We start from the raw sequence: 18,744 nt of genomic DNA, 5'->3' as shown, positions 1-18,744 counted from the left end.
AGCTGCCGGGAAACCCCGGCAGCTTTTCTTATATAAATCCATTTTGATTTTTTAACAAATAAGTCGCTGCCATGCAGAATACAACATGCTCGATTCTATGTGCGGCCAAACGCTCTTGTCCATCTAAAAAAGGTTTTTTTTATGTCATTGTTTCAATTTGTATTTATATATACTTTCAATGTTATGTAATGTGTTAAACAAACGTTTGATTAATTGTGATAAGATAAAATGAAACGGATTAAATCTTACATAAAGCAATATGTACGGGAAGAAATAAAATATCTTATAAATGGTGGTGAATCGTTTCGTGGAGAGTTGGTTATTAGAAATTATGAAGGCAATCGTGCGTTGTTTAGCGCATCCTGCTTTGTATGTTTTCTTTATAAGTAGTTTTTTTGTTGGATATTTACGAGTATTACGAGAACGGAAAGATTTTTCTTTTAAGGTGTATGATCTTTGGTATGAACTACGCACATCTGGATTTGCAGGAATTGGTTTAGGACTCATTTTATCATTGATTACAGTTTTAGCAGGGCTTGTTTTCTCACAAGCAAGCGTGATTATAATGGCGATTTGGACGATATCGTTTGCTATTATTGCTCAGTATAGATACTTATCACCTGCATATACGTTAGGAGTTTCCATTGTAGCAGCGATATTATCTTCGAAACTTCCATTCTCTTTCTTACAGCTTCAAGAAGGAGAAGAGAGTAGCGTTGTATCATTAGCGATTTTACTTGGGCTTATGTTAGTTGTAGAAGGTTTACTTATTTCAAAGAATGCGGCGAATTATTCGACGCCGAAATTGCGAAAAGGAAAACGCAGTTTAAATATTGGACTCCATGAATCAAATAGATTATGGTTAGTGCCATTATTCGTTCTTATCCCAGGCGATGCTTTAACGCAATTTATATCTTGGTGGCCGGTGGTCTCTGTTGGGTCACAAAAGTTTTCTTTATTTTTAATCCCGTTCTTAGTTGGATTTACGAGAACGATTAAAAGCTTTGAGCCAAAATCAGCGTTGTTATTTACAGGACGCCGCGTATTTGGACTAGCTGCAGTTGTCCTTTTATTAGGAATAGCGAGTTATTGGTTGCATACATTAGCGATTGTAGCTATGGGAGTAGCAATGCTTGGAAGACTGACAATTGCTGTGCAAGAGCGTTTGGAAGATGACCGACGCCCTGCGTACTTTTCTTCTCGTGATAATGGTCTAGTTGTACTAGGCACAATTCCAGGTACAGCCGGAGAGGAACTGGAATTGAAACCAGGGGAAATCATTGTGAAAGTGAACGGAATCGTTCCGACAAATGTAGACGAGTTCTACAATGCACTGCAATTAAGATCAACAGGTGCTTTTTGTAAAATGGAAGTTGTTGATACGAACGGCGAGCTTCGCCTTGTACAACATGCAATTTATGAAGGAGAGCATCATGAACTTGGGATTGTTTTTGTAGAACAAGAACATCAGTGGGATACGGAAGTTGTATGATGTTGTTAAAAGAATAGCATATAAAAATGCATCTAAAGTTAGATGCGTTTTTTTTGTGATTTTTATGGAAGTCGTTATTTAGTAACATATGATCGTTTATTGAAATGTACTTATACATTCTGGTACAGCAAAATAAATTATGCTATGATGTGGACAAACAAAGCATAAAGCTATCTAACGGAGGGATTCATATGCCACATGTTGTATTTCGTGGAGTTACCACTGAACAATTGAAGAGTATAAGCAAACCATTAGTAGAAGAGCTCGCAGAGATTTGTGAGTGTGGTACGGATAATTTTACGTTGGAACTACCGAATTCTACATCTATATTCAACGGAGAAGAAATAGAGGTGTTTCCTCTTATTGAAGTAAAATGGTTTGAACGTGGACAGGAAACTCGTGATCGATTTGCTAAGGCCATTACTACATATTTGATGGATTTTGGACTTCCTGAAGTAGAGGTTGTGTTTACGGTTTTCACAGAATCAGCTTATTATATTAACGGAAAACATTGCGCAAGCTAAGGTTATAAGTTTATATACATAGGAGGAATAGATTATGATCGTTACAACAACTTCTGTTATTCAAGGAAAAGAAATTGAAGAGTATATTGATATTGTAAACGGTGAAGCGATTATGGGAGCAAATATCGTTCGTGATTTATTTGCGTCTGTTCGTGACATTGTCGGCGGTCGTTCTGGTGCTTATGAAAGTAAATTAAAAGAAGCACGTGATATTGCGATGGAAGAAATGAAAAGTCTTGCAGCGCAAAAAGGCGCAAACGCAATTGTTGGTATCGATGTTGATTATGAAGTCGTTCGCGAAGGAATGCTGATGGTAGCTGTAAGCGGAACGGCAGTTAAAGTTCGATAAGAGAATGATTTTGTGAACCCTTTCTCAACTGGAGGAAGGGTTCTTTTTATATGGACTTTAAGTTGTCTTTTCAGCGAAATCGTTTAGACTAATAGAGAGGTGAGAACGAATGAAAGAGAAGGTTTCAAGTACGAAATGGTTCGGACTTGCTGTGCAATCTTTATTGGTACTAGCGGATTATGAGGGTATTTGTCCTAGTGCAATTATGGCTGAAAAGTTAGGGACAAAGCCGCTCTTTTTAAGAAAAATCCTTACTCATTTAGTGAAAGCAGAACTCATTGTAGCGAAAGAAGGACGAGATGGCGGTTATTATTTAGCTAGAGCAGCAAATGAAATTACATTAGTAGAAGTGTATGATGCGATAAGAGCAGATCCGTATTCAAAAGGATTCCTTGATGTAGATGGGAAAGAGTGTTTTTCTCCTTCAACATGTTCAGCGTTATATGAATTAAGAGATGAAATGGAAAGATGGCTTGTAGAGGGGCTGGCAAAGAAAAAGCTAGCTGATTTACTTCCTAAAGAATAAATAAAGTGAAACTTCCATCAGTGGGGGTTTTTCTTTATCCCCACTGATGGAAAGCCCACCCAATCGGGCTCTTACGGGCAGTTATCTCCCACCTATCTTCTTTGTTTTTTCATAATCTCGAGGTGGGAGCTTTACTGCCCTAAAGTAGCGGGATAAAACGGAACTGTAGTTTTCGTTTTATTTTTTACGATTAACTGTTCTTGACAAAAGAACAGTTAGGAGGATATACTGTTCTTAAATTTAGAACAGTTAAAGGGGAGAAAAACCATGTCAGCAAAAAAGTCTGCAGCAGAAGAGTATTTGAATAAAATCCATGAGCTTAATACTCATACGGAAGCTCCAAAAGAAATTAAGGACACAGATTTCTTTACTATTGCTAAGGAGCGCCAATCTGTACGTCATTATGATCCGCATTTTAAAATGGATGAAAAAGATATTCGTGAAATTTTAGAGCTCGCAACTTTAGCTCCGTCATCGTCAAACTTGCAATCATGGAGATTTCTTGTTGTGCAAGATGAAGCAGCGAAAGAAGAGTTATTGCCAATCGCAAACAATCAAAAACAAATTGTCGATGCATCTATTGTCATTGCTGTTTTAGGAGATAAACAGGCCTATAAAAATGCGGAGAAAATTTACGGAGAAGTAGTGAAAAAAGGAAGAATGACAGAGGAAACGAAGAGTTTCTATGTTAATTCGATTGTTGAAAACTACGGGAAATTCTCTAATGAACAAGCTACTCGCGTGGCGATGATTGATGGTGGTTTAGTAGCGATGCAGCTTATGTTAGCGGCAAAAGCAAAAGGTTTTGATACTGTACCAATCGGTGGCTTCCATCCGCAGAAATTTGTAGAAGCTTTCCGTGTTCCGGAAAATCTTGAACCTGTTATGTTAATTTGTGTAGGGAAAGCAGTGCAGGCTGGATTTGAAAAAGTTCGTCTTCCACTTGATGATGTGTTAACTTGGAATAAATTTTAATCGAAAAAACGGGGCTGACTTGGGTCAGCCCTCTTTAGTGTGTCTAATATTGTCGAAGCGCCGATATATCAGAGGACAGCTTTTTTGCATTCTTTAATTTCACGCAGTAATTGCTCGTATTCACTTTCCAGAACAATCACATCATCGTGACGCCCTGGCATCGAAATGCGTCCAATTACTTCTGTTAATTTTGTTTGCAGACGCAGTAGTTCTTGCTCTGCTGGATTGATAGAAGATTGTTCAGTTCGTTTCGTATACTGCTCGTAATTTCCTTGAAAGATCCGCGGTTCGTTCTCATCTAGGTGTAAAATATGATCAGCAATTTTATGAATGAAGGTGCGGTCATGACTAATGAACAACACAGTACCAGGATAATCTTTCAGCATGTGCTCTAGTTCTTCTTGCGTAGCAAGGTCTAAATAGTTTGTCGGTTCATCAAGAAGAAGCAGATTGTAGTCTCCTAAGAATATTTTCGCTAGTGCGACCTTTACACGTTCGCCGCCGCTTAATACGTTTACTCGTTTATAAACATCTTCTCTTCGAAATAAGAGGCGCGCAAGAATTGTTCGTACGAAAGATTCGTCATAACGTGTTTTTTCCGTTACGTTTTGTAAAATGGTTTTGTCGTTTTGTAAAATGGCTAATGTTTGTTCAAAGTAACCAATTTTACAGCTTTTTGAAAGCTGAATTCCTCGTTCCTTTGCTTGAATCAGATGAAATAGCGTTGTTTTTCCACTTCCGTTTTTTCCGAGAATCGCAAGTTTTGCACCTGGAGTTATACTTCCATTTATGTTGTGAAAGAGGGTGCGGCTGCCAATTTTTTTCGTAACTTTATTTAATTGCAGGGCCGTTTTACTATGAATGGGTGCATGGTATTGTATATCAAATTTTGTATGCGCAATTTCTTTTGGTTTTTCTTTCTTTTCTAATTGCTCTAATCTTGTTTCTAGTGCTTTTGCGGCTTTTTGAACGTTACCTTGGCTATAAGCTGCTCCGGATTTGTATAGACAAGATTCATAAGAAGAAAAGCGCGTTGGGATTTTTGTCATACCAGAAGCCCGCTGTTGTCTACTGGCGATTGCCGTTTCTAAGCGCTGTTTTTCTTTCGTATATTTTTCATATTCCGCTTGCTGGTGCTGTCTTTGCAGCTTCTTTTGCTCCCGATAGTTTGTGTAATTTCCTTTATACTCCCGAACGGTACCGTCTTCAATTTCGATTATCTTTGTGCAAATGGCATCTAATAAGGCGCGGTCATGAGAAATTAAAATAATCGCTCCTCTATAAGATTGTAATGCCCGTTCTAGTTGTTCTGTGCCATGCATATCGATATGACTTGTCGGTTCATCAGCAAATAAGATAGCTGCTTCTTGTTCAAGGGCGTGAGCAATTTTTAAACGCCCGCGTTCGCCACCGCTCATATTCGTTGTGATGTGAGAAATTCCCCATTGTCCTTTTGCAAGAGAAGAGGCTGTTTCTAATGTCTCCTCATGGAACTGTGGAATGATGGCGATCGAACCGTAATGAGTAATCGTTCCTTCATCAGGTTCGATTTCTTTACTTAATATTTGTAATAGCGTTGATTTCCCGGCGCCGTTTACACCGACGATTCCAATGCGATCGTGCGCATGGATATCAAGCGCTTGTAACGTAAATAAAGTGCGGTCACCAAAGCTTTTTTCAATGTTTCGTGCTGTTAAAATAGTCATAAAAAAACCTCCCTAGTTTCACTAGAGAGGACATATTTCACCCGTAATATGTAAAAAGAGATGCACAAAAAACTGTACATGTATTTTTACATGTTCCTGTCAAAAGAAAGTTATCGACAAAAGGGCATACTAATCCTCTTCTAGTTTTCATCATTTTGTTTCACTATTTGTGATGGATGAATAAAAAGAGAATTAGAACTTCATTGGCCGATGTACCTTCCTTTCATAATTTCACCTTTATTGTATGCATTTGGGTGTATATTTGTCAAATCATTCTATTAATTTTCCTTGAAAATTTGATTATACAGTTTAGCCTTTTCAATTGCTTCTTTATCATTCACAATCTCTCCTGGCGCATTGGCAGATCCAATTATATAACCATCAAAAGAAGCGCCGACAAAGTCAAAAATGTATTGAAACTGTGCGATGAGTGGAAGTGCTTTTAATTTCGGATTGTCGCCGCCGACAATGACAACATATACTTTTTTATCTTGCATCCGCTCTTTAAAGTGAAGGGAAGCATCTCGTAAGCTTTGCGACCAGCGATCGACAACATTTTTCATATATCCGCTCATACCGTACCAATAAAGCGGCGTTGCAAAGACAATGGTATCATGTTCAAGCATCCGCTTAATGATACCTTCGTAATCATCATCAATTGGTTGAAAGCCCTCTGCATCGTGACGCTGATCTGTAATGGGCTTGATAGTATGATTACGTAAATATACTTCTTCAGTTTGGACGCCTTCTAACAACATATGCGTTAATTGTTCTGTATTCCCATTTGGACGTGAACTGCCGTGTAAAACGAACATCGTATATCAATTCCTTTCTTTTAGCAACGTAATGTGTTTTTGTAAATTCGCTTCGATATGAGAAAGTAACGAAATCTGCTTTTTTACTTCCGTAAGCTTATCCTCGTAAAGTGTGATGATACTGCTGCACGGGTTATCGTATAAGTGTGGCTCTACTTCTAAACAGCGCAGCATTCTAGCGGTTTCTTCTAAATTTAGCCCAAGTTGTAAATACATTTGAATAAGCTTTACTTGCTCAATGGTCGTTTCATCAAAATCACGATAGCCATTTGCAAGTCGTTTTGAAGTCAGTAAGCCTTTATCTTCGTAATGCCGTAGTGACCGTTCGCTTACGCCTGTATGTTTCGATAATTCTCCGATGCGCAAATCTATCACTCCTTCATCTCACATTTTAAACCCTGACACTAGTGTAAAGGTCAACGATGTTGATTCGCAAAGTTTTGCACATGATCTAAAAAGACTTGAATCGCTTTAGAAGGAATAAAATATTTTCCCCGTACAATGGAGAAAGGGCGCATGAGCTTTTCGTTTGGCACAGGGATGTGACATACTTCGCCAGCTTGCAACTCTTTACGCACTGTCCAGTCTGATAGAATGGCAATGCCAAGTCCGGCAGCAACGGCTTCTTTTACACTTTGAATGCTGCTAAATGTGAAGTAACGCTTCATTTTTAAATGATGGTCGTGAATAAAACGGTCGCTGTAAGCTCTCGTTCCTGAACCGGTTTCGCGGAGCACCCATACTTGATCTTGTAGCATGTTTGTCTGAATCGGGTTTGTCATCGTCAGAGGATGATTTGGCGGAACGACAAGCTTCATTTCATCCTCCATAAATGATTCTACGTCTACATCTGTGTAGATGACTTGTCCTTCTACTAAGCCAATATCTAGCTGATTCGAGCGAACACCCTGTAATACCTCTTCTGTATTCGAGATAAAGGTATGAACTTCAACGCGTGGATGTTCCTTTGCATAGTTTGCTAATATTTTCGGAAGAAGGTATTCTCCGATTGTAAAACTAGCGCCAATGCGCAGTGTTCCCGTAACGATATTATGAAGTTCATTAATTTCTTGTTTTGCTTCTTCGTACAGTGTCAGCATTTGTTTTGCATGTATGTATAAAATGTTTCCCGCTTCTGTGACTTGGACGTGTTTTGGTGAGCGCTGAATGAGCGTTGTACCAAATTCATTTTCTAAATTGCGAATGTGCATACTTACACCTGGCTGGGAAAGGTTCAACATTTCAGCAGCTCTTGAAAAATGTTTTTGTTCTACGACTGTTACAAAAATTTTTAAAATGTCGGTGTTGATGAGAATCATTCCTTTCGTTTTTTTGTCCAGCTCCGCCTCCGCTTTTCTTTTCATTTTATCATAAGTTTTCTTGATGATTGAGATAGTATATTGATATTAAACTTATGATTAAAATGCTCTTATAATGAAGGTAGAGCGAACATGCATATTACAAGATAGTTATTGGAGTGGTGAAAAGTGAATCAAATGATAGCGTTAAAAAAGGAGAGGGGTTTCGGATTCGCACAGGGCATTGGGATTACGTTACTGATCGCGATTGTTGCAAAATATTTGGCTCAGCTTCCGTTTTTAAGTATTATGGGCCAATTGGTTATTGCTATTCTAATCGGAATGATATGGAGAGCGGCAGTTGGCGTACCGCATCAAGCAATTGCTGGAACGAATTTTGCAAGTAAAAAACTACTGCGTCTCGGGATTATTTTACTCGGTATGCGATTAAATTTAGTTGATATTGCGAAGGCTGGCCCAAAGGTATTGGTCATGGCTGCAATTGTCATTACATTTACGCTTACTGTTGTATATGCGTTAACACGTTTTTGTAAAGTAGAGAAGAAGCTTGGTATTTTAACTGCATGCGGAACGGCGATTTGCGGGGCAGCAGCTGTTATAGCGATTGGTCCACAAGTAAAAGCAAAGGATGAAGAGGTTGCAGTTAGTGCAGCGATCGTTGCGATTTTAGGGACAATTTTCACATTAGCATATACACTGCTGTATCCTGTGCTTAACTTGTCTCCGTATGGATATGGTGTTTTTTCTGGGGCAACATTGCATGAAATTGCTCATGTTATTGCAGCGGCAGCACCTGGTGGCAGTCAGTCGGTTGATATTGCGGTAATTATGAAGTTAACGCGCGTTGCCTTTTTAGTACCTGTGGCACTTTTAATTGGCATATGGTTTCAGCGCGGAGAAGAAACGGGGCAAAAAAAATCTTGGCGTGACATTCCGATTCCGTGGTTTATTTTCGGTTTCTTAGCAGTGAGTGCGTTTCACTCGTTAGGAATTGTACCTGAAAAAATCGCAAGCGATATTGTGGTTGTTGCCTATATGCTTATGGCAATGGCCATGGCTGGACTTGGTTTAAATGTAGAGTTTAAGACATTCCGTAAGCTCGGAACGAAAGCATTTGTTGCAGGATTAATTGGATCGGTATTGCTTTCTGTTCTTGGGTATACGCTTTTGTATGTGCTGCATTTTGTGTAGAGGACTTGCTGAGCAAGTTCTTTTTTTATTGGAAATTTTGTAAAGATATCTTTACTTATTTTGGAAAATATTTATAATAAAAGTAAAGATATCTTTACTTTTTGAAGGTGAATTCTATGAGCGTACAAAACAGAATTAAAGAATTAAGAAAACAAAATCATATTACGCAAGTTGAGATGGCAAAAGCAATGCAAGTGACGCGCCAAACTATTGTTGCGATTGAAAACCATCATTACAATCCGAGCTTGGAGTTGTCACTTAAGATTGCGAAGTATTTTAAGGTGAGTGTGGAGGAGATTTTTACGTTGGAATAGGGGGGGTGTGATGGGGAGTTATAAATCATTATACATAGGGACTTTTTTAGGGTTACTTATAGGAGATATTTTATTATTTATGATGGATTCTTTTATACCGAAGATACCGGTATTACTGAGTAATGTTTTAGCGATGGTATTGGTGATTTTATACGCTTATTACAAAAAGAAAAAGTTTGAACGTGAAGAAATTCCTGAGATTGATGAACGGGTACAAGACAATATAAAGAGATACTTAAATATTTCTTTTATCATGTCATTTATGATTCTCATTTTTTACATTGGTATAAGCAAAGTGGTCGGTAGAGAAACGTTACCGATACAAGAAATGTTTCTTATTTGCTGCGCTTTGATGGCTGGGAGTTTTATTGTTGCAACGGCATTTGGAAAACGAGCGTAAAGAAGAGATCGAGTGTAGCGAGTTACATGTTGAAAAATTATGATGTGTAATGTATGTAATGAATTTAATAGCATCTAAGAGAATGAATAATGACTTTGAGGGAGAAATGGATCATGAAAAGACGGGTCGATGAATACGAATGGCACATAACAGGAAAAGCCTCTAGATACACCTTTATGTTTTACGCAACATGCCTGTTAATTTGGACATTTTACGACATGATAACAAAGGGGAAAACAGGCTGGGAGTTCCCAATTATGGTGACTGGTAGTGCGATTTTTTTCGCCATTTGTGCATGGGAGAAGCGAAAGCTGAAAAATCTTGAAGATGATGAATGAGAATAATTTCGATAAGAGCTGTTTACACAAACTTGGATGTAGACAGTTCTTTTTTTATAAAACCTCTTGAAACTAACGTTACGTCACCTTTTATAATAAAAATGAGAGGGTGATGGAAATGATTTCTATTCAGCAATTAACGAAGGAGACAAGTATTACAGTAAGGACACTTCGGTATTATGATCAGATTGGTTTGTTAGAGCCAAGCGGAAAGACGGAAGGTGGACACCGATTATATAGTGAAGGTGATGTATTGAAGTTGCAGCAGATTTTGTTTTTAAAAGAAATGGGCTTCGCATTAAAAGAAATTACGAATATGTTAGAAACAGAGCGTGTAAATCTCAAAGAGGTTTTGCAAAATCAGTTGTTGTTCGTGCGAGAAGAGCAGCAGAAGTTTTCACATATGGAGAAAATGCTGCAAGCTGTTTTGTATTCTACAGAGTTAGAAGGGGACTTGAATTGGGGGATTATGTTTGAGCTCATGCAGCTTTCACAGCAGTCCCCGCGCATGCGGCAGCAATTTCAGCAACACGTATTTTCACAGGAAGAAGAACACCTGCTTAAAAATTTGCCAAACATGAGTGAACAAAATGAAGAAGTACAAGAGTGGATTCTTTTACTAAAACGAATGCGTCAGTTTATGCAAAGGAAGAAAGCACCAAGTGATGCTGAAGTACAAGGAATTACTGGAATCATTTTAGAGAAATGCCGGGAGATGGCCAACGGTGATGAATCATTTTTAGATAAATTGTGGGAAGTGCGTAAGTCAAAAGAAGAGTCGAAAAGAATGAATATGTATCCGATTGAAGAAGAGCTTCTGCAGTATATGGATGAGGCTTTTGAGTTGTATATAGAGGGAGAGGAGAAAAAATGAATCTACTAACCGAATATCGCTGGGCATTTTTAATTGGTGCTGAAATTGTGTTTTGGAGCGCAGCAATTAGTTTCTTTCTGTTACGATATGCTTTTCAGCTGCGTAAAGCAAGTTTCATTGTAGGGATTGTATTATTGCTGAATGAATTATTTATTTTAACGTTAGGTGTCATTGATTATTATGAAACAGGCGAGTTTTCTCAATTTCAAATTATTATCGTCATCATCTTATTGTATGCTGTTTTTTACGGAAAGAAAGATTTAAGGAAGTTAGATTTACGTATACAACGAATGATTGCAAAGTGGCGGGGAGAAGCATTACCAGTGATAGAGGAACCGGTAGAATTAACGGGCTGGGCACATACGAAGCAGGAATTATTGCATTGGGGACCTCATTTTATTGTATTTGCAGGTGTGCACATTGTGTTTTTCTTTCTGTATGGATTAGTACCTCTTGAAAACATATCAAGCTGGGATGCCGATATATTTTTAAATGAAACTGCGAATCGTGTAAGTAAAGTGTGGAGACTCGTTTTCGGTGTAGATACGCTTATTACTCTCTCTTATGTTATTTTTCCAAAAAAGAAAAAGAACGAGATGTTTTCGCGCTAAGGTAACATCTCGTTTTTTCTTCATTCTTCACGGCAGATACAGAACGTTTCTTGGATAAATATATTCAATCCAGCTTGAGCAGAATTTGTATTTGAGACACTTAAGCTTTTAAAGTTTTCCACATGAAATATTCTTGTACTTTCTGTAATTATAGCAGTAATAGGGTTATGGGGGCTTTTGGTTATAATGGTCACCGCTAAAGGTAAAGGGTCTTCACCTTGTAATGAGGCAGAAGTCAACTGAAGTAATGTTTTATTGTGATTACTAGTAAAATCTTGCAAAACAGGTTGATGGCTAGTGTCTCCTGGTACGAGAACTAGTACTGGTGAGTTTGTTGATCCAATTATGTGATTTTCAACAAAACAGTTAGGAGTATTTGATTCATCTTTAAGAGATTCTTCATTAAATTTGTCATGATGATCAAGCATATTGGGATTAAACCTCTTTTCTTTATTTTTGATACATTGTATTCCTTAAATAGAAAACACGTGTGGACAATGCGTGACGAGCTAGTTGTTCGTTTAAGTTGAAGATTGAGCTATGTGGATTTGACGTATGTCAATATAAAAAGAAGCTGCTGTCCTTAATGGACAACAGCTTCTTTGCTATCCCGCTCTAATAAGCGGTAAATAAAAATGGAAGTTTCACTTTATCCTGCCCAAATAGCCGGTAAGAAGTTAGGCAAGGAAGAGAGACAAACCGTCTGTAAGGGCCCGATTGGTTCAACTAACCATTCAGAGGAAAAGCATTTCTGAATGGAAGTTTCACTTTAAGCAACGTCTTCTTTTTGACCATCTCTCAACGTACTATTTTTATAACCATAGCTGAAATATACAACTAATCCGATAATTAACCAAACGACAAAGCCGATCCATGTTGTTGCTGGAAGTTGTAATGTTAAATATCCGCAGAAGAGAACTGCTAATATCGGAACCAATGGTACGAATGGTACTTTAAAGGCACGCGGCAGGTCTGGTTGTTTTTTGCGTAAGATGATAACACCGATTGATACAACGATGAATGCAAATAATGTACCGATGTTTGTTAATTCTGCTAGCTTGTCTAGTGGAACAAATCCAGAAAAGAAAGCAACCATAGCTGCTGTAATCCAGCTGTTCATGACTGGCGTTTGTGTTTTTTTGTTTACGCGAGAAAACGCTTTTGGCAGTAAGCCATCACGGCTCATTGCGTAAAATAAACGAGTTTGTCCATATAGCATAACAAGTAATACTGTTGTAATCCCAGCAATTGCTCCTAAAGAGATAAGTCCGGCAACCCAATCTTGATGAATATATTGCAAAGCATATGCAACAGGGTTCTTTACATTTAATTGGTTGTAGGGAACGATTCCTGTTAATACTAATGAAACAACAATATATAAGATTGTACAGATTGCTAAGGAAGCGATAATACCAATTGGCATATTGCGCTGTGGATTTTTAACTTCTTCAGCAGCTGTTGATACAGCGTCAAATCCGATATAAGCAAAGAATACAGTTGCTGCTCCAGTTGTTACGCCAGAGAAGCCAAATGGCATGAATGGCGTCCAGTTCTCAGGTTTTACATAGAAAGCACCAACGCCGATGAATAGAAGAACAACAAATATTTTGATAGCTACCATAATGGCATTGAAGCGAGCTGATTTTTTTGCGCCTCTTGTTAATAAAAATGTCATGATGAAAATAATACAAATTGCTGGTACGTCTACGTATGTGCCAGCCGCTGGGTTATAAGCGCTTGTTAAGGCGTGAGGCAACTTAAACCCAAATCCAGATAATAATCCTTGGAAGTATCCAGACCAGCCAGATGCAACGGCTGAAGATGCCAATCCGTATTCTAGAATTAAGTCCCACCCTAAAATCCATGCAATAATTTCTCCAAATGTTGCATAGCTGTAAGTGTAGGCACTACCTGATACCGGTACAGTTGAAGCAAATTCAGAATAACATAATGCCGCAAATACACAGGCTAAGCCGGATAAAATGAACGATAAAATAAGTGCTGGTCCGGCATGCTTTGCTGCTGCAACGCCGGTAAGAACGAAGATTCCTGTTCCGATAATGGCGCCGACTCCTAACATTGTTAAATCAAATGCGCCTAGCTCCTTTTTTAAAGAAGCGCCTTTCTGCTGCGATTGCGCTAGCAGTGCGGAAATTGATTTTTTTCGAAATAGATTCATATAAGCTCCCTCACCCTCTAGTTGTTAAAATATTCTGAACTTTAATTCCGATTTGTCGTATAATGTCGAATCTTTAAACGTATTGTAATATGAAAAATGGGTGTTGTAAATACAAAATTTTTAGAAAATTATACCTATATAAAAAATTAGTTTCTTGTCGAATTGTTTATCGAATACTTGTTCGTTTTTTTGGTTTTTTCATGGGAGTTCGTGGTAAAATGAAAATACAGATTTTTTACGAGGAGGGCGGATTTATTTGGAACATCAATTTGAAATTGTCTCAGAATATTCCCCGCAAGGTGATCAGCCAAAAGCGATAGAGAAGCTGGTAGCGGGGATTAAAAACGGTAAGAAACATCAAGTGTTGCTTGGCGCGACAGGAACGGGTAAAACATTTACGATTTCAAATGTTATTAAAGAAGTGAAAAAGCCAACACTTGTAATGGCTCATAATAAAACGTTAGCAGGACAGTTATACAGTGAGCTGAAAGATTTTTTTCCAAACAATGCAGTTGAATATTTTGTTAGTTACTATGATTATTATCAACCGGAAGCATATGTACCACAAACCGATACATTTATTGAAAAAGACGCAAAAATTAATGATGAAATTGATAAATTGCGTCACTCGGCGACGTCGGCTTTATTTGAACGAGATGATGTGATTATTGTGGCGAGTGTGTCTTGTATTTACGGTTTAGGTTCTCCAGAAGAATATAGTGAGCTCGTTGTCTCTTTACGCGTTGGTATGGAGAAAGATCGCAATCAATTGCTTCGTGAACTTGTTGATGTGCAGTATGGCCGTAATGATATTGACTTCCAGCGCGGGACGTTTCGCGTGCGCGGTGATGTAGTTGAAATCTTCCCGGCATCTCTTGATGAGCATTGTATCCGAATTGAATTTTTCGGTGATGAAATTGATCGCATTAGGGAAGTAAATGCATTAACAGGGGAAGTATTAGCAGAACGTGAACATGTGGCAATCTTTCCGGCATCTCACTTCGTTACACGCGATGAAAAAATGAAAGTTGCTATTGAAAATATTGAAAAAGAGTTAGAAGAACGCTTAAAAGAATTAAATGATAACGGTAAATTGTTAGAGGCGCAGCGGATCGAGCAGCGGACACGTTACGATTTAGAAATGATGCGTGAGATGGGCTTTTGTTCAGGGATTGAAAACTACTCCCGTCATTTGACGCTCCGTCCGGCTGGTTCAACGCCATATACATTGTTAGATTATTTCCCTAAAGATTTTCTCATCGTAATGGATGAGTCGCATGTATCAGTGCCGCAAGTAAGAGCGATGTACAACGGTGATAAAGCGCGGAAACAAGTGCTTGTTGATCATGGATTCCGTCTGCCATCAGCGCTAGATAACAGACCGCTTAAGTTTGAAGAGTTTGAAGAGAAAACGAATCAAGTTGTGTATGTATCAGCGACGCCGGGGCCATATGAAATTGAACATTCACCAGAAGTGGTGGAACAAATTATTCGTCCGACAGGGCTAGTAGATCCGAAAATTGACGTAAGGCCAATTGAAGGACAAATTGATGATTTACTAGGAGAAATCCAAGATCGAATTGCGAAAAATGAGCGTGTATTAATTACGACATTAACGAAGAAAATGTCAGAGGATTTAACAGATTATTTGAAAGATGTTGGGATTAAAGTAAACTATCTTCATTCTGAAATTAAAACGTTAGAGCGGATTGAAATTATTCGTGATCTTCGCCTTGGTAAGTTCGATGTACTTGTCGGTATTAACTTACTTCGTGAAGGGCTTGATATTCCTGAAGTATCGCTCGTAGCGATATTAGATGCAGATAAAGAAGGATTTCTTCGTTCAGAGCGCTCGCTTATTCAGACGATTGGCCGTGCAGCTCGTAACGCAAACGGTCATGTTGTAATGTATGCCGACCGAATTACAAAATCGATGGAAATTGCAATGGAAGAAACGAAGCGTCGTCGTCAAATTCAAGAAGCATATAATGAAAAGCACGGCATTATACCGAAAACGATTCAAAAAGAGGTGCGCGATGTAATTCGGGCAACGATGGCTGCGGAGGATACCGAAACATATGAAGTGCCGTCACTAGCTTCTAAGAAAATGACGAAAAAAGAACGAGAAAATGTAATTGCAAAAATGGAAGCGGAAATGAAAGAAGCTGCAAAAGCGCTTGATTTTGAGCGGGCAGCTGAGCTTCGCGATCTATTATTAGAATTAAAAGCAGAAGGGTGAAGGTAATGGGTAAAGATTTTATCGTTGTAAAGGGTGCGAGAGCTCACAACTTAAAAAATATAGATGTCACCATTCCAAGAAATCAGCTTGTTGTTGTAACGGGGTTATCCGGTTCAGGGAAATCGTCGTTAGCATTTGATACGATTTATGCAGAAGGGCAGCGCCGGTACGTAGAATCACTATCGGCATATGCACGACAATTTTTAGGGCAAATGGATAAACCAGATGTCGATGCAATCGAAGGATTATCACCGGCCATTTCCATTGACCAAAAAACGACGAGCCGTAACCCGCGTTCAACAGTTGGAACGGTGACAGAGATTTACGATTATTTACGCTTATTATTTGCGCGTATTGGGACTCCGATTTGTCCAAATCATGGCATTGAAATTACATCGCAAACAGTTGAACAAATGGTGGATCGTATTTTAGAGTATCCAGAGCGTACAAAGCTACAAGTTCTCGCGCCGATTGTGTCAGGTCGTAAAGGTGCGCATGTGAAGCTATTAGAAGATATTAAAAAGCAAGGGTATGTCCGCGTTCGTGTTGATGGAGAAATGCTTGATGTATCCGAAGAAATTACGTTAGATAAAAATAAAAAACATTCCATTGAAGTTGTCATTGACCGGATTGTGGTGAAAGAAGGCATTGCTCCTCGCCTTGCCGATTCATTAGAAGCGGCTTTGAGGCTTGGTGAAGGCCGCGTTTTAATTGATGTGATTGGAGAAGAAGAGTTGCTGTTTAGCGAGCATCATGCTTGTCCGTATTGCGGATTTTCTATTGGTGAACTTGAGCCGCGCATGTTTTCTTTCAACAGTCCGTTCGGTGCGTGTCCGTCTTGTGATGGTCTCGGTTCAAAATTAGAAGTAGATCTTGATTTGGTTATTCCAAACTGGGATTTATCATTAAACGATCATGCAATCGCACCTTGGGAATCGACGAGCTCGCAATATTATCCGCAATTGTTAAAGTCTGTTTGTAATCATTATGGCGTTGATATGGATGTACCAGTAAAAGATATTCCGAAGCAATTGCTTGAAAAGGTGTTGTACGGAAGCGGAGAAGAAAAAGTGTATTTCCGTTATGTGAACGACTTTGGTCAAGTAAAGGAAGGCGAGATTATTTTTGAAGGTGTCATTCCTAATGTTGAGCGCCGTTACCGAGAAACGAGCTCTGATTATATTCGTGAGCAAATGGAAAAATATATGGCGGAGCAAGCTTGTCCAAAATGTAAAGGCGCTCGTTTGAAACCGGAAACTTTAGCTGTTTTTGTAGGTGGGAAAACGATTGCGGAAGTGACGCAGTTTTCTGTGCAAGACGCACACGAATTCTTTACAAATATTGAGTTAACGGAAAAGCAACAAAGTATTGCGAAGCTGGTTTTGCGTGAAATTAAAGAGCGTCTTAGCTTCTTAATTAACGTGGGACTTGATTATTTAACGCTCAGCCGTGCAGCTGGAACGTTATCAGGCGGAGAAGCGCAGCGTATTCGCTTAGCAACGCAAATTGGTTCGAGCTTAACAGGGGTATTATATATTCTTGATGAACCTTCAATCGGTTTACATCAGCGTGATAACGAGCGCTTAATTCAAACATTGAAAAATATGCGTGATTTAGGAAATACGCTTATCGTTGTAGAGCATGATGATGATACGATGATGGCCGCGGACTATTTATTAGATATTGGCCCTGGTGCAGGAATTCACGGCGGACAGGTTGTTGCAGCTGGGACACCGCAAGAAGTGATGCAAGATGATAATTCGTTAACAGGACAATATTTATCTGGTAAAAAGTTTATTCCAGTTCCGCTAGAGCGCCGCAAAGGTGATGGCCGTAAGATTGAGGTTATTGGAGCGAAGGAAAATAACTTAAAAAATGCGAAGATGTCATTCCCGCTTGGTACATTTGTTGCGGTAACGGGTGTATCTGGTTCAGGGAAAAGTACATTAATTAATGAAGTGCTATATAAAGCAGTGGCTCAAAAATTATATAAATCGAAAAGTAAGCCTGGTATGCATAAGGAAATTAAAGGCCTGGATCATTTAGATAAGGTAATTGATATTGATCAATCACCAATTGGACGTACACCGCGATCTAACCCGGCGACATATACAGGTGTATTTGATGATATTCGTGATGTGTTTGCGCAAACGAATGAAGCAAAGGTGCGCGGTTATCAAAAAGGACGCTTTAGTTTTAACGTGAAAGGTGGTCGCTGCGAAGCGTGCCGCGGTGATGGAATTATTAAAATTGAAATGCATTTCTTACCAGATGTGTACGTTCCATGTGAAGTTTGTCATGGAAAACGTTATAATCGTGAAACATTGGAAGTAAAATATAAAGATAAAAACATTTCTGAAGTGCTAGAGATGACAATTGAAGATGGGGTAGAGTTCTTTGCGAATATCCCGAAAATTAAACGTAAGCTCCAAACGCTTGTGGATGTAGGGCTTGGTTATATGAAGCTCGGTCAACCGGCAACAACGTTATCAGGCGGAGAAGCACAGCGCGTGAAGTTAGCATCTGAGCTGCACCGCCGTTCAACAGGCCGCACGTTGTATATTTTAGATGAACCGACAACAGGGCTTCATGCACATGATATTGCTCGTCTATTAAAAGTACTGCAGCGCCTTGTTGAAAATGGTGAAACGGTACTCGTTATTGAACATAACTTAGATGTTATTAAAACGGCAGATTATTTGATTGACCTTGGTCCTGAAGGCGGAGATAAAGGCGGGCAAATTGTTGCCACAGGTACGCCGGAGCAAGTTGTGAAAGAAGAGCGTTCTTACACAGGTAAGTATTTAAAAGGTGTTTTAGAACGTGATACAGCGCGTATGAAAGAAAAAGTGAAAGAAGTAGAATTAACAAAGTAAAGGAACATGTAACAGA

At 38.9% G+C, this 18,744-nt stretch carries 19 protein-coding genes; 13 read left to right on the top strand and 6 right to left on the bottom strand.

The window, feature by feature from the left end:
• Nucleotides 1–289 precede the first annotated feature (289 nt).
• From BR72_RS04480 to BR72_RS04460, 5 genes are all read left to right on the top strand, one after another.
• Nucleotides 290–1,492, top strand: a complete 1,203-nt coding sequence (locus BR72_RS04480; RefSeq protein ID WP_035430507.1) for a PDZ domain-containing protein — start codon at nt 290–292, stop codon at nt 1,490–1,492.
• A gap of 191 nt (nt 1,493–1,683) precedes the next feature.
• Nucleotides 1,684–2,016: a DUF1904 family protein gene (locus BR72_RS04475; RefSeq protein ID WP_035430505.1), complete on the top strand. Its 333-nt coding sequence runs from the start codon at nt 1,684–1,686 to the stop codon at nt 2,014–2,016.
• 34 nt (nt 2,017–2,050) lie between these two features.
• The gene (locus BR72_RS04470) at nt 2,051–2,365 is read left to right on the top strand and encodes a heavy metal-binding domain-containing protein (protein ID WP_035430504.1); all 315 of its coding nucleotides are present in this window, start codon (nt 2,051–2,053) and stop codon (nt 2,363–2,365) included.
• Nucleotides 2,366–2,474: 109 nt separating this feature from the next.
• Nucleotides 2,475–2,891 carry an RrF2 family transcriptional regulator gene (locus BR72_RS04465; protein ID WP_035430503.1) on the top strand — a complete coding sequence of 139 codons (417 nt, stop codon included), beginning with the start codon at nt 2,475–2,477 and terminating at the stop codon, nt 2,889–2,891.
• A gap of 267 nt (nt 2,892–3,158) precedes the next feature.
• Complete coding sequence (locus BR72_RS04460; protein ID WP_035430502.1) at nt 3,159–3,866, top strand: nitroreductase family protein; 708 nt, start codon at nt 3,159–3,161, stop codon at nt 3,864–3,866.
• Nucleotides 3,867–3,934: 68 nt separating this feature from the next.
• Here BR72_RS04460 and abc-f read toward each other — a convergent pair whose 3' ends face one another.
• The 4 genes from abc-f to BR72_RS04440 form a co-directional block, all read right to left on the bottom strand.
• The gene (gene abc-f / locus BR72_RS04455; protein WP_035430501.1) at nt 3,935–5,572 is read right to left on the bottom strand and encodes a ribosomal protection-like ABC-F family protein; all 1,638 of its coding nucleotides are present in this window, start codon (nt 5,570–5,572) and stop codon (nt 3,935–3,937) included.
• 278 nt (nt 5,573–5,850) lie between these two features.
• Nucleotides 5,851–6,387: a flavodoxin family protein gene (locus tag BR72_RS04450; RefSeq protein ID WP_035430500.1), complete on the bottom strand. Its 537-nt coding sequence runs from the start codon at nt 6,385–6,387 to the stop codon at nt 5,851–5,853.
• 6 nt (nt 6,388–6,393) lie between these two features.
• Nucleotides 6,394–6,753, bottom strand: a complete 360-nt coding sequence (locus tag BR72_RS04445; RefSeq protein ID WP_035430499.1) for a MerR family transcriptional regulator — start codon at nt 6,751–6,753, stop codon at nt 6,394–6,396.
• A gap of 50 nt (nt 6,754–6,803) precedes the next feature.
• A complete protein-coding gene (locus BR72_RS04440) occupies nt 6,804–7,697 on the bottom strand; it encodes a LysR family transcriptional regulator (RefSeq protein ID WP_035430672.1) in 894 nt (297 codons plus the stop codon).
• 186 nt (nt 7,698–7,883) lie between these two features.
• Between BR72_RS04440 and BR72_RS04435 the strand changes: the two genes are divergently transcribed.
• The 6 genes from BR72_RS04435 to BR72_RS04410 all read left to right on the top strand — a co-directional run bounded on the left by BR72_RS04435 (nt 7,884) and on the right by BR72_RS04410 (nt 11,434).
• The gene (locus BR72_RS04435; RefSeq protein ID WP_371261881.1) at nt 7,884–8,897 is read left to right on the top strand and encodes a YeiH family protein; all 1,014 of its coding nucleotides are present in this window, start codon (nt 7,884–7,886) and stop codon (nt 8,895–8,897) included.
• A gap of 116 nt (nt 8,898–9,013) precedes the next feature.
• Nucleotides 9,014–9,211 (top strand): helix-turn-helix transcriptional regulator, encoded by a 198-nt coding sequence (locus BR72_RS04430; protein ID WP_035430496.1) that lies wholly within the window; start codon nt 9,014–9,016, stop codon nt 9,209–9,211.
• A gap of 10 nt (nt 9,212–9,221) precedes the next feature.
• Complete coding sequence (locus BR72_RS04425; RefSeq protein ID WP_035430494.1) at nt 9,222–9,611, top strand: hypothetical protein; 390 nt, start codon at nt 9,222–9,224, stop codon at nt 9,609–9,611.
• A 113-nt stretch (nt 9,612–9,724) separates the two neighbouring features.
• The gene (locus BR72_RS04420; RefSeq protein ID WP_035430671.1) at nt 9,725–9,949 is read left to right on the top strand and encodes a hypothetical protein; all 225 of its coding nucleotides are present in this window, start codon (nt 9,725–9,727) and stop codon (nt 9,947–9,949) included.
• Nucleotides 9,950–10,061: 112 nt separating this feature from the next.
• Nucleotides 10,062–10,823, top strand: a complete 762-nt coding sequence (locus tag BR72_RS04415) for a MerR family transcriptional regulator (protein ID WP_035430493.1) — start codon at nt 10,062–10,064, stop codon at nt 10,821–10,823.
• On the top strand, nt 10,820–11,434 hold the full coding sequence (locus tag BR72_RS04410; RefSeq protein WP_035430492.1) for a hypothetical protein: 615 nt from the start codon (nt 10,820–10,822) through the stop codon (nt 11,432–11,434). Before BR72_RS04415 ends, BR72_RS04410 begins: the two co-directional genes overlap by 4 nt.
• Nucleotides 11,435–11,454: 20 nt before the next feature.
• On the opposite strand, the gene BR72_RS04405 is transcribed toward BR72_RS04410, so the two are convergent.
• Both BR72_RS04405 and BR72_RS04400 read right to left on the bottom strand, forming a co-directional pair.
• Complete coding sequence (locus BR72_RS04405; RefSeq protein ID WP_035430670.1) at nt 11,455–11,862, bottom strand: hypothetical protein; 408 nt, start codon at nt 11,860–11,862, stop codon at nt 11,455–11,457.
• Nucleotides 11,863–12,203: 341 nt separating this feature from the next.
• A complete protein-coding gene (locus BR72_RS04400; protein ID WP_035430490.1) occupies nt 12,204–13,613 on the bottom strand; it encodes a branched-chain amino acid transporter BcaP in 1,410 nt (469 codons plus the stop codon).
• A gap of 256 nt (nt 13,614–13,869) precedes the next feature.
• Between BR72_RS04400 and uvrB the strand changes: the two genes are divergently transcribed.
• Nucleotides 13,870–15,852 (top strand): excinuclease ABC subunit UvrB, encoded by a 1,983-nt coding sequence (uvrB, locus tag BR72_RS04395; protein WP_035430489.1) that lies wholly within the window; start codon nt 13,870–13,872, stop codon nt 15,850–15,852.
• A gap of 5 nt (nt 15,853–15,857) precedes the next feature.
• Nucleotides 15,858–18,728 (top strand): excinuclease ABC subunit UvrA, encoded by a 2,871-nt coding sequence (gene uvrA, locus BR72_RS04390; protein ID WP_035430488.1) that lies wholly within the window; start codon nt 15,858–15,860, stop codon nt 18,726–18,728.
• Nucleotides 18,729–18,744 lie beyond the last annotated feature (16 nt).

The sequence above is a fragment of the Bacillus sp. UNC322MFChir4.1 genome (assembly GCF_000746135.1).
Taxonomy (GTDB): domain Bacteria; phylum Bacillota; class Bacilli; order Bacillales; family Bacillaceae_G; genus Bacillus_A.
Note: the sequence above shows the minus strand (reverse complement) of the source record. Positions and strands in the feature narration are given on the sequence as shown.

Bases quoted from the DNA above. Each gene is read 5' to 3' on its own strand.
- BR72_RS04480 (WP_035430507.1), top strand. From the start codon at position 290: ATGGTGGTGAATCGTTTCGTGGAGAGTTGGTTATTAGAAATTATGAAG.
- BR72_RS04475 (WP_035430505.1), top strand. From the start codon at position 1,684: ATGCCACATGTTGTATTTCGTGGAGTTACCACTGAACAATTGAAGAGT.
- BR72_RS04470 (WP_035430504.1), top strand. From the start codon at position 2,051: ATGATCGTTACAACAACTTCTGTTATTCAAGGAAAAGAAATTGAAGAG.
- BR72_RS04465 (WP_035430503.1), top strand. From the start codon at position 2,475: ATGAAAGAGAAGGTTTCAAGTACGAAATGGTTCGGACTTGCTGTGCAA.
- BR72_RS04460 (WP_035430502.1), top strand. From the start codon at position 3,159: ATGTCAGCAAAAAAGTCTGCAGCAGAAGAGTATTTGAATAAAATCCAT.
- abc-f (WP_035430501.1), bottom strand. From the start codon at position 5,572: ATGACTATTTTAACAGCACGAAACATTGAAAAAAGCTTTGGTGACCGC.
- BR72_RS04450 (WP_035430500.1), bottom strand. From the start codon at position 6,387: ATGTTCGTTTTACACGGCAGTTCACGTCCAAATGGGAATACAGAACAA.
- BR72_RS04435 (WP_371261881.1), top strand. From the start codon at position 7,884: ATGATAGCGTTAAAAAAGGAGAGGGGTTTCGGATTCGCACAGGGCATT.
- BR72_RS04430 (WP_035430496.1), top strand. From the start codon at position 9,014: ATGAGCGTACAAAACAGAATTAAAGAATTAAGAAAACAAAATCATATT.
- BR72_RS04425 (WP_035430494.1), top strand. From the start codon at position 9,222: ATGGGGAGTTATAAATCATTATACATAGGGACTTTTTTAGGGTTACTT.
- BR72_RS04420 (WP_035430671.1), top strand. From the start codon at position 9,725: ATGAAAAGACGGGTCGATGAATACGAATGGCACATAACAGGAAAAGCC.
- BR72_RS04415 (WP_035430493.1), top strand. From the start codon at position 10,062: ATGGAAATGATTTCTATTCAGCAATTAACGAAGGAGACAAGTATTACA.
- BR72_RS04410 (WP_035430492.1), top strand. From the start codon at position 10,820: ATGAATCTACTAACCGAATATCGCTGGGCATTTTTAATTGGTGCTGAA.
- BR72_RS04405 (WP_035430670.1), bottom strand. From the start codon at position 11,862: ATGCTTGATCATCATGACAAATTTAATGAAGAATCTCTTAAAGATGAA.
- BR72_RS04400 (WP_035430490.1), bottom strand. From the start codon at position 13,613: ATGAATCTATTTCGAAAAAAATCAATTTCCGCACTGCTAGCGCAATCG.
- uvrA (WP_035430488.1), top strand. From the start codon at position 15,858: ATGGGTAAAGATTTTATCGTTGTAAAGGGTGCGAGAGCTCACAACTTA.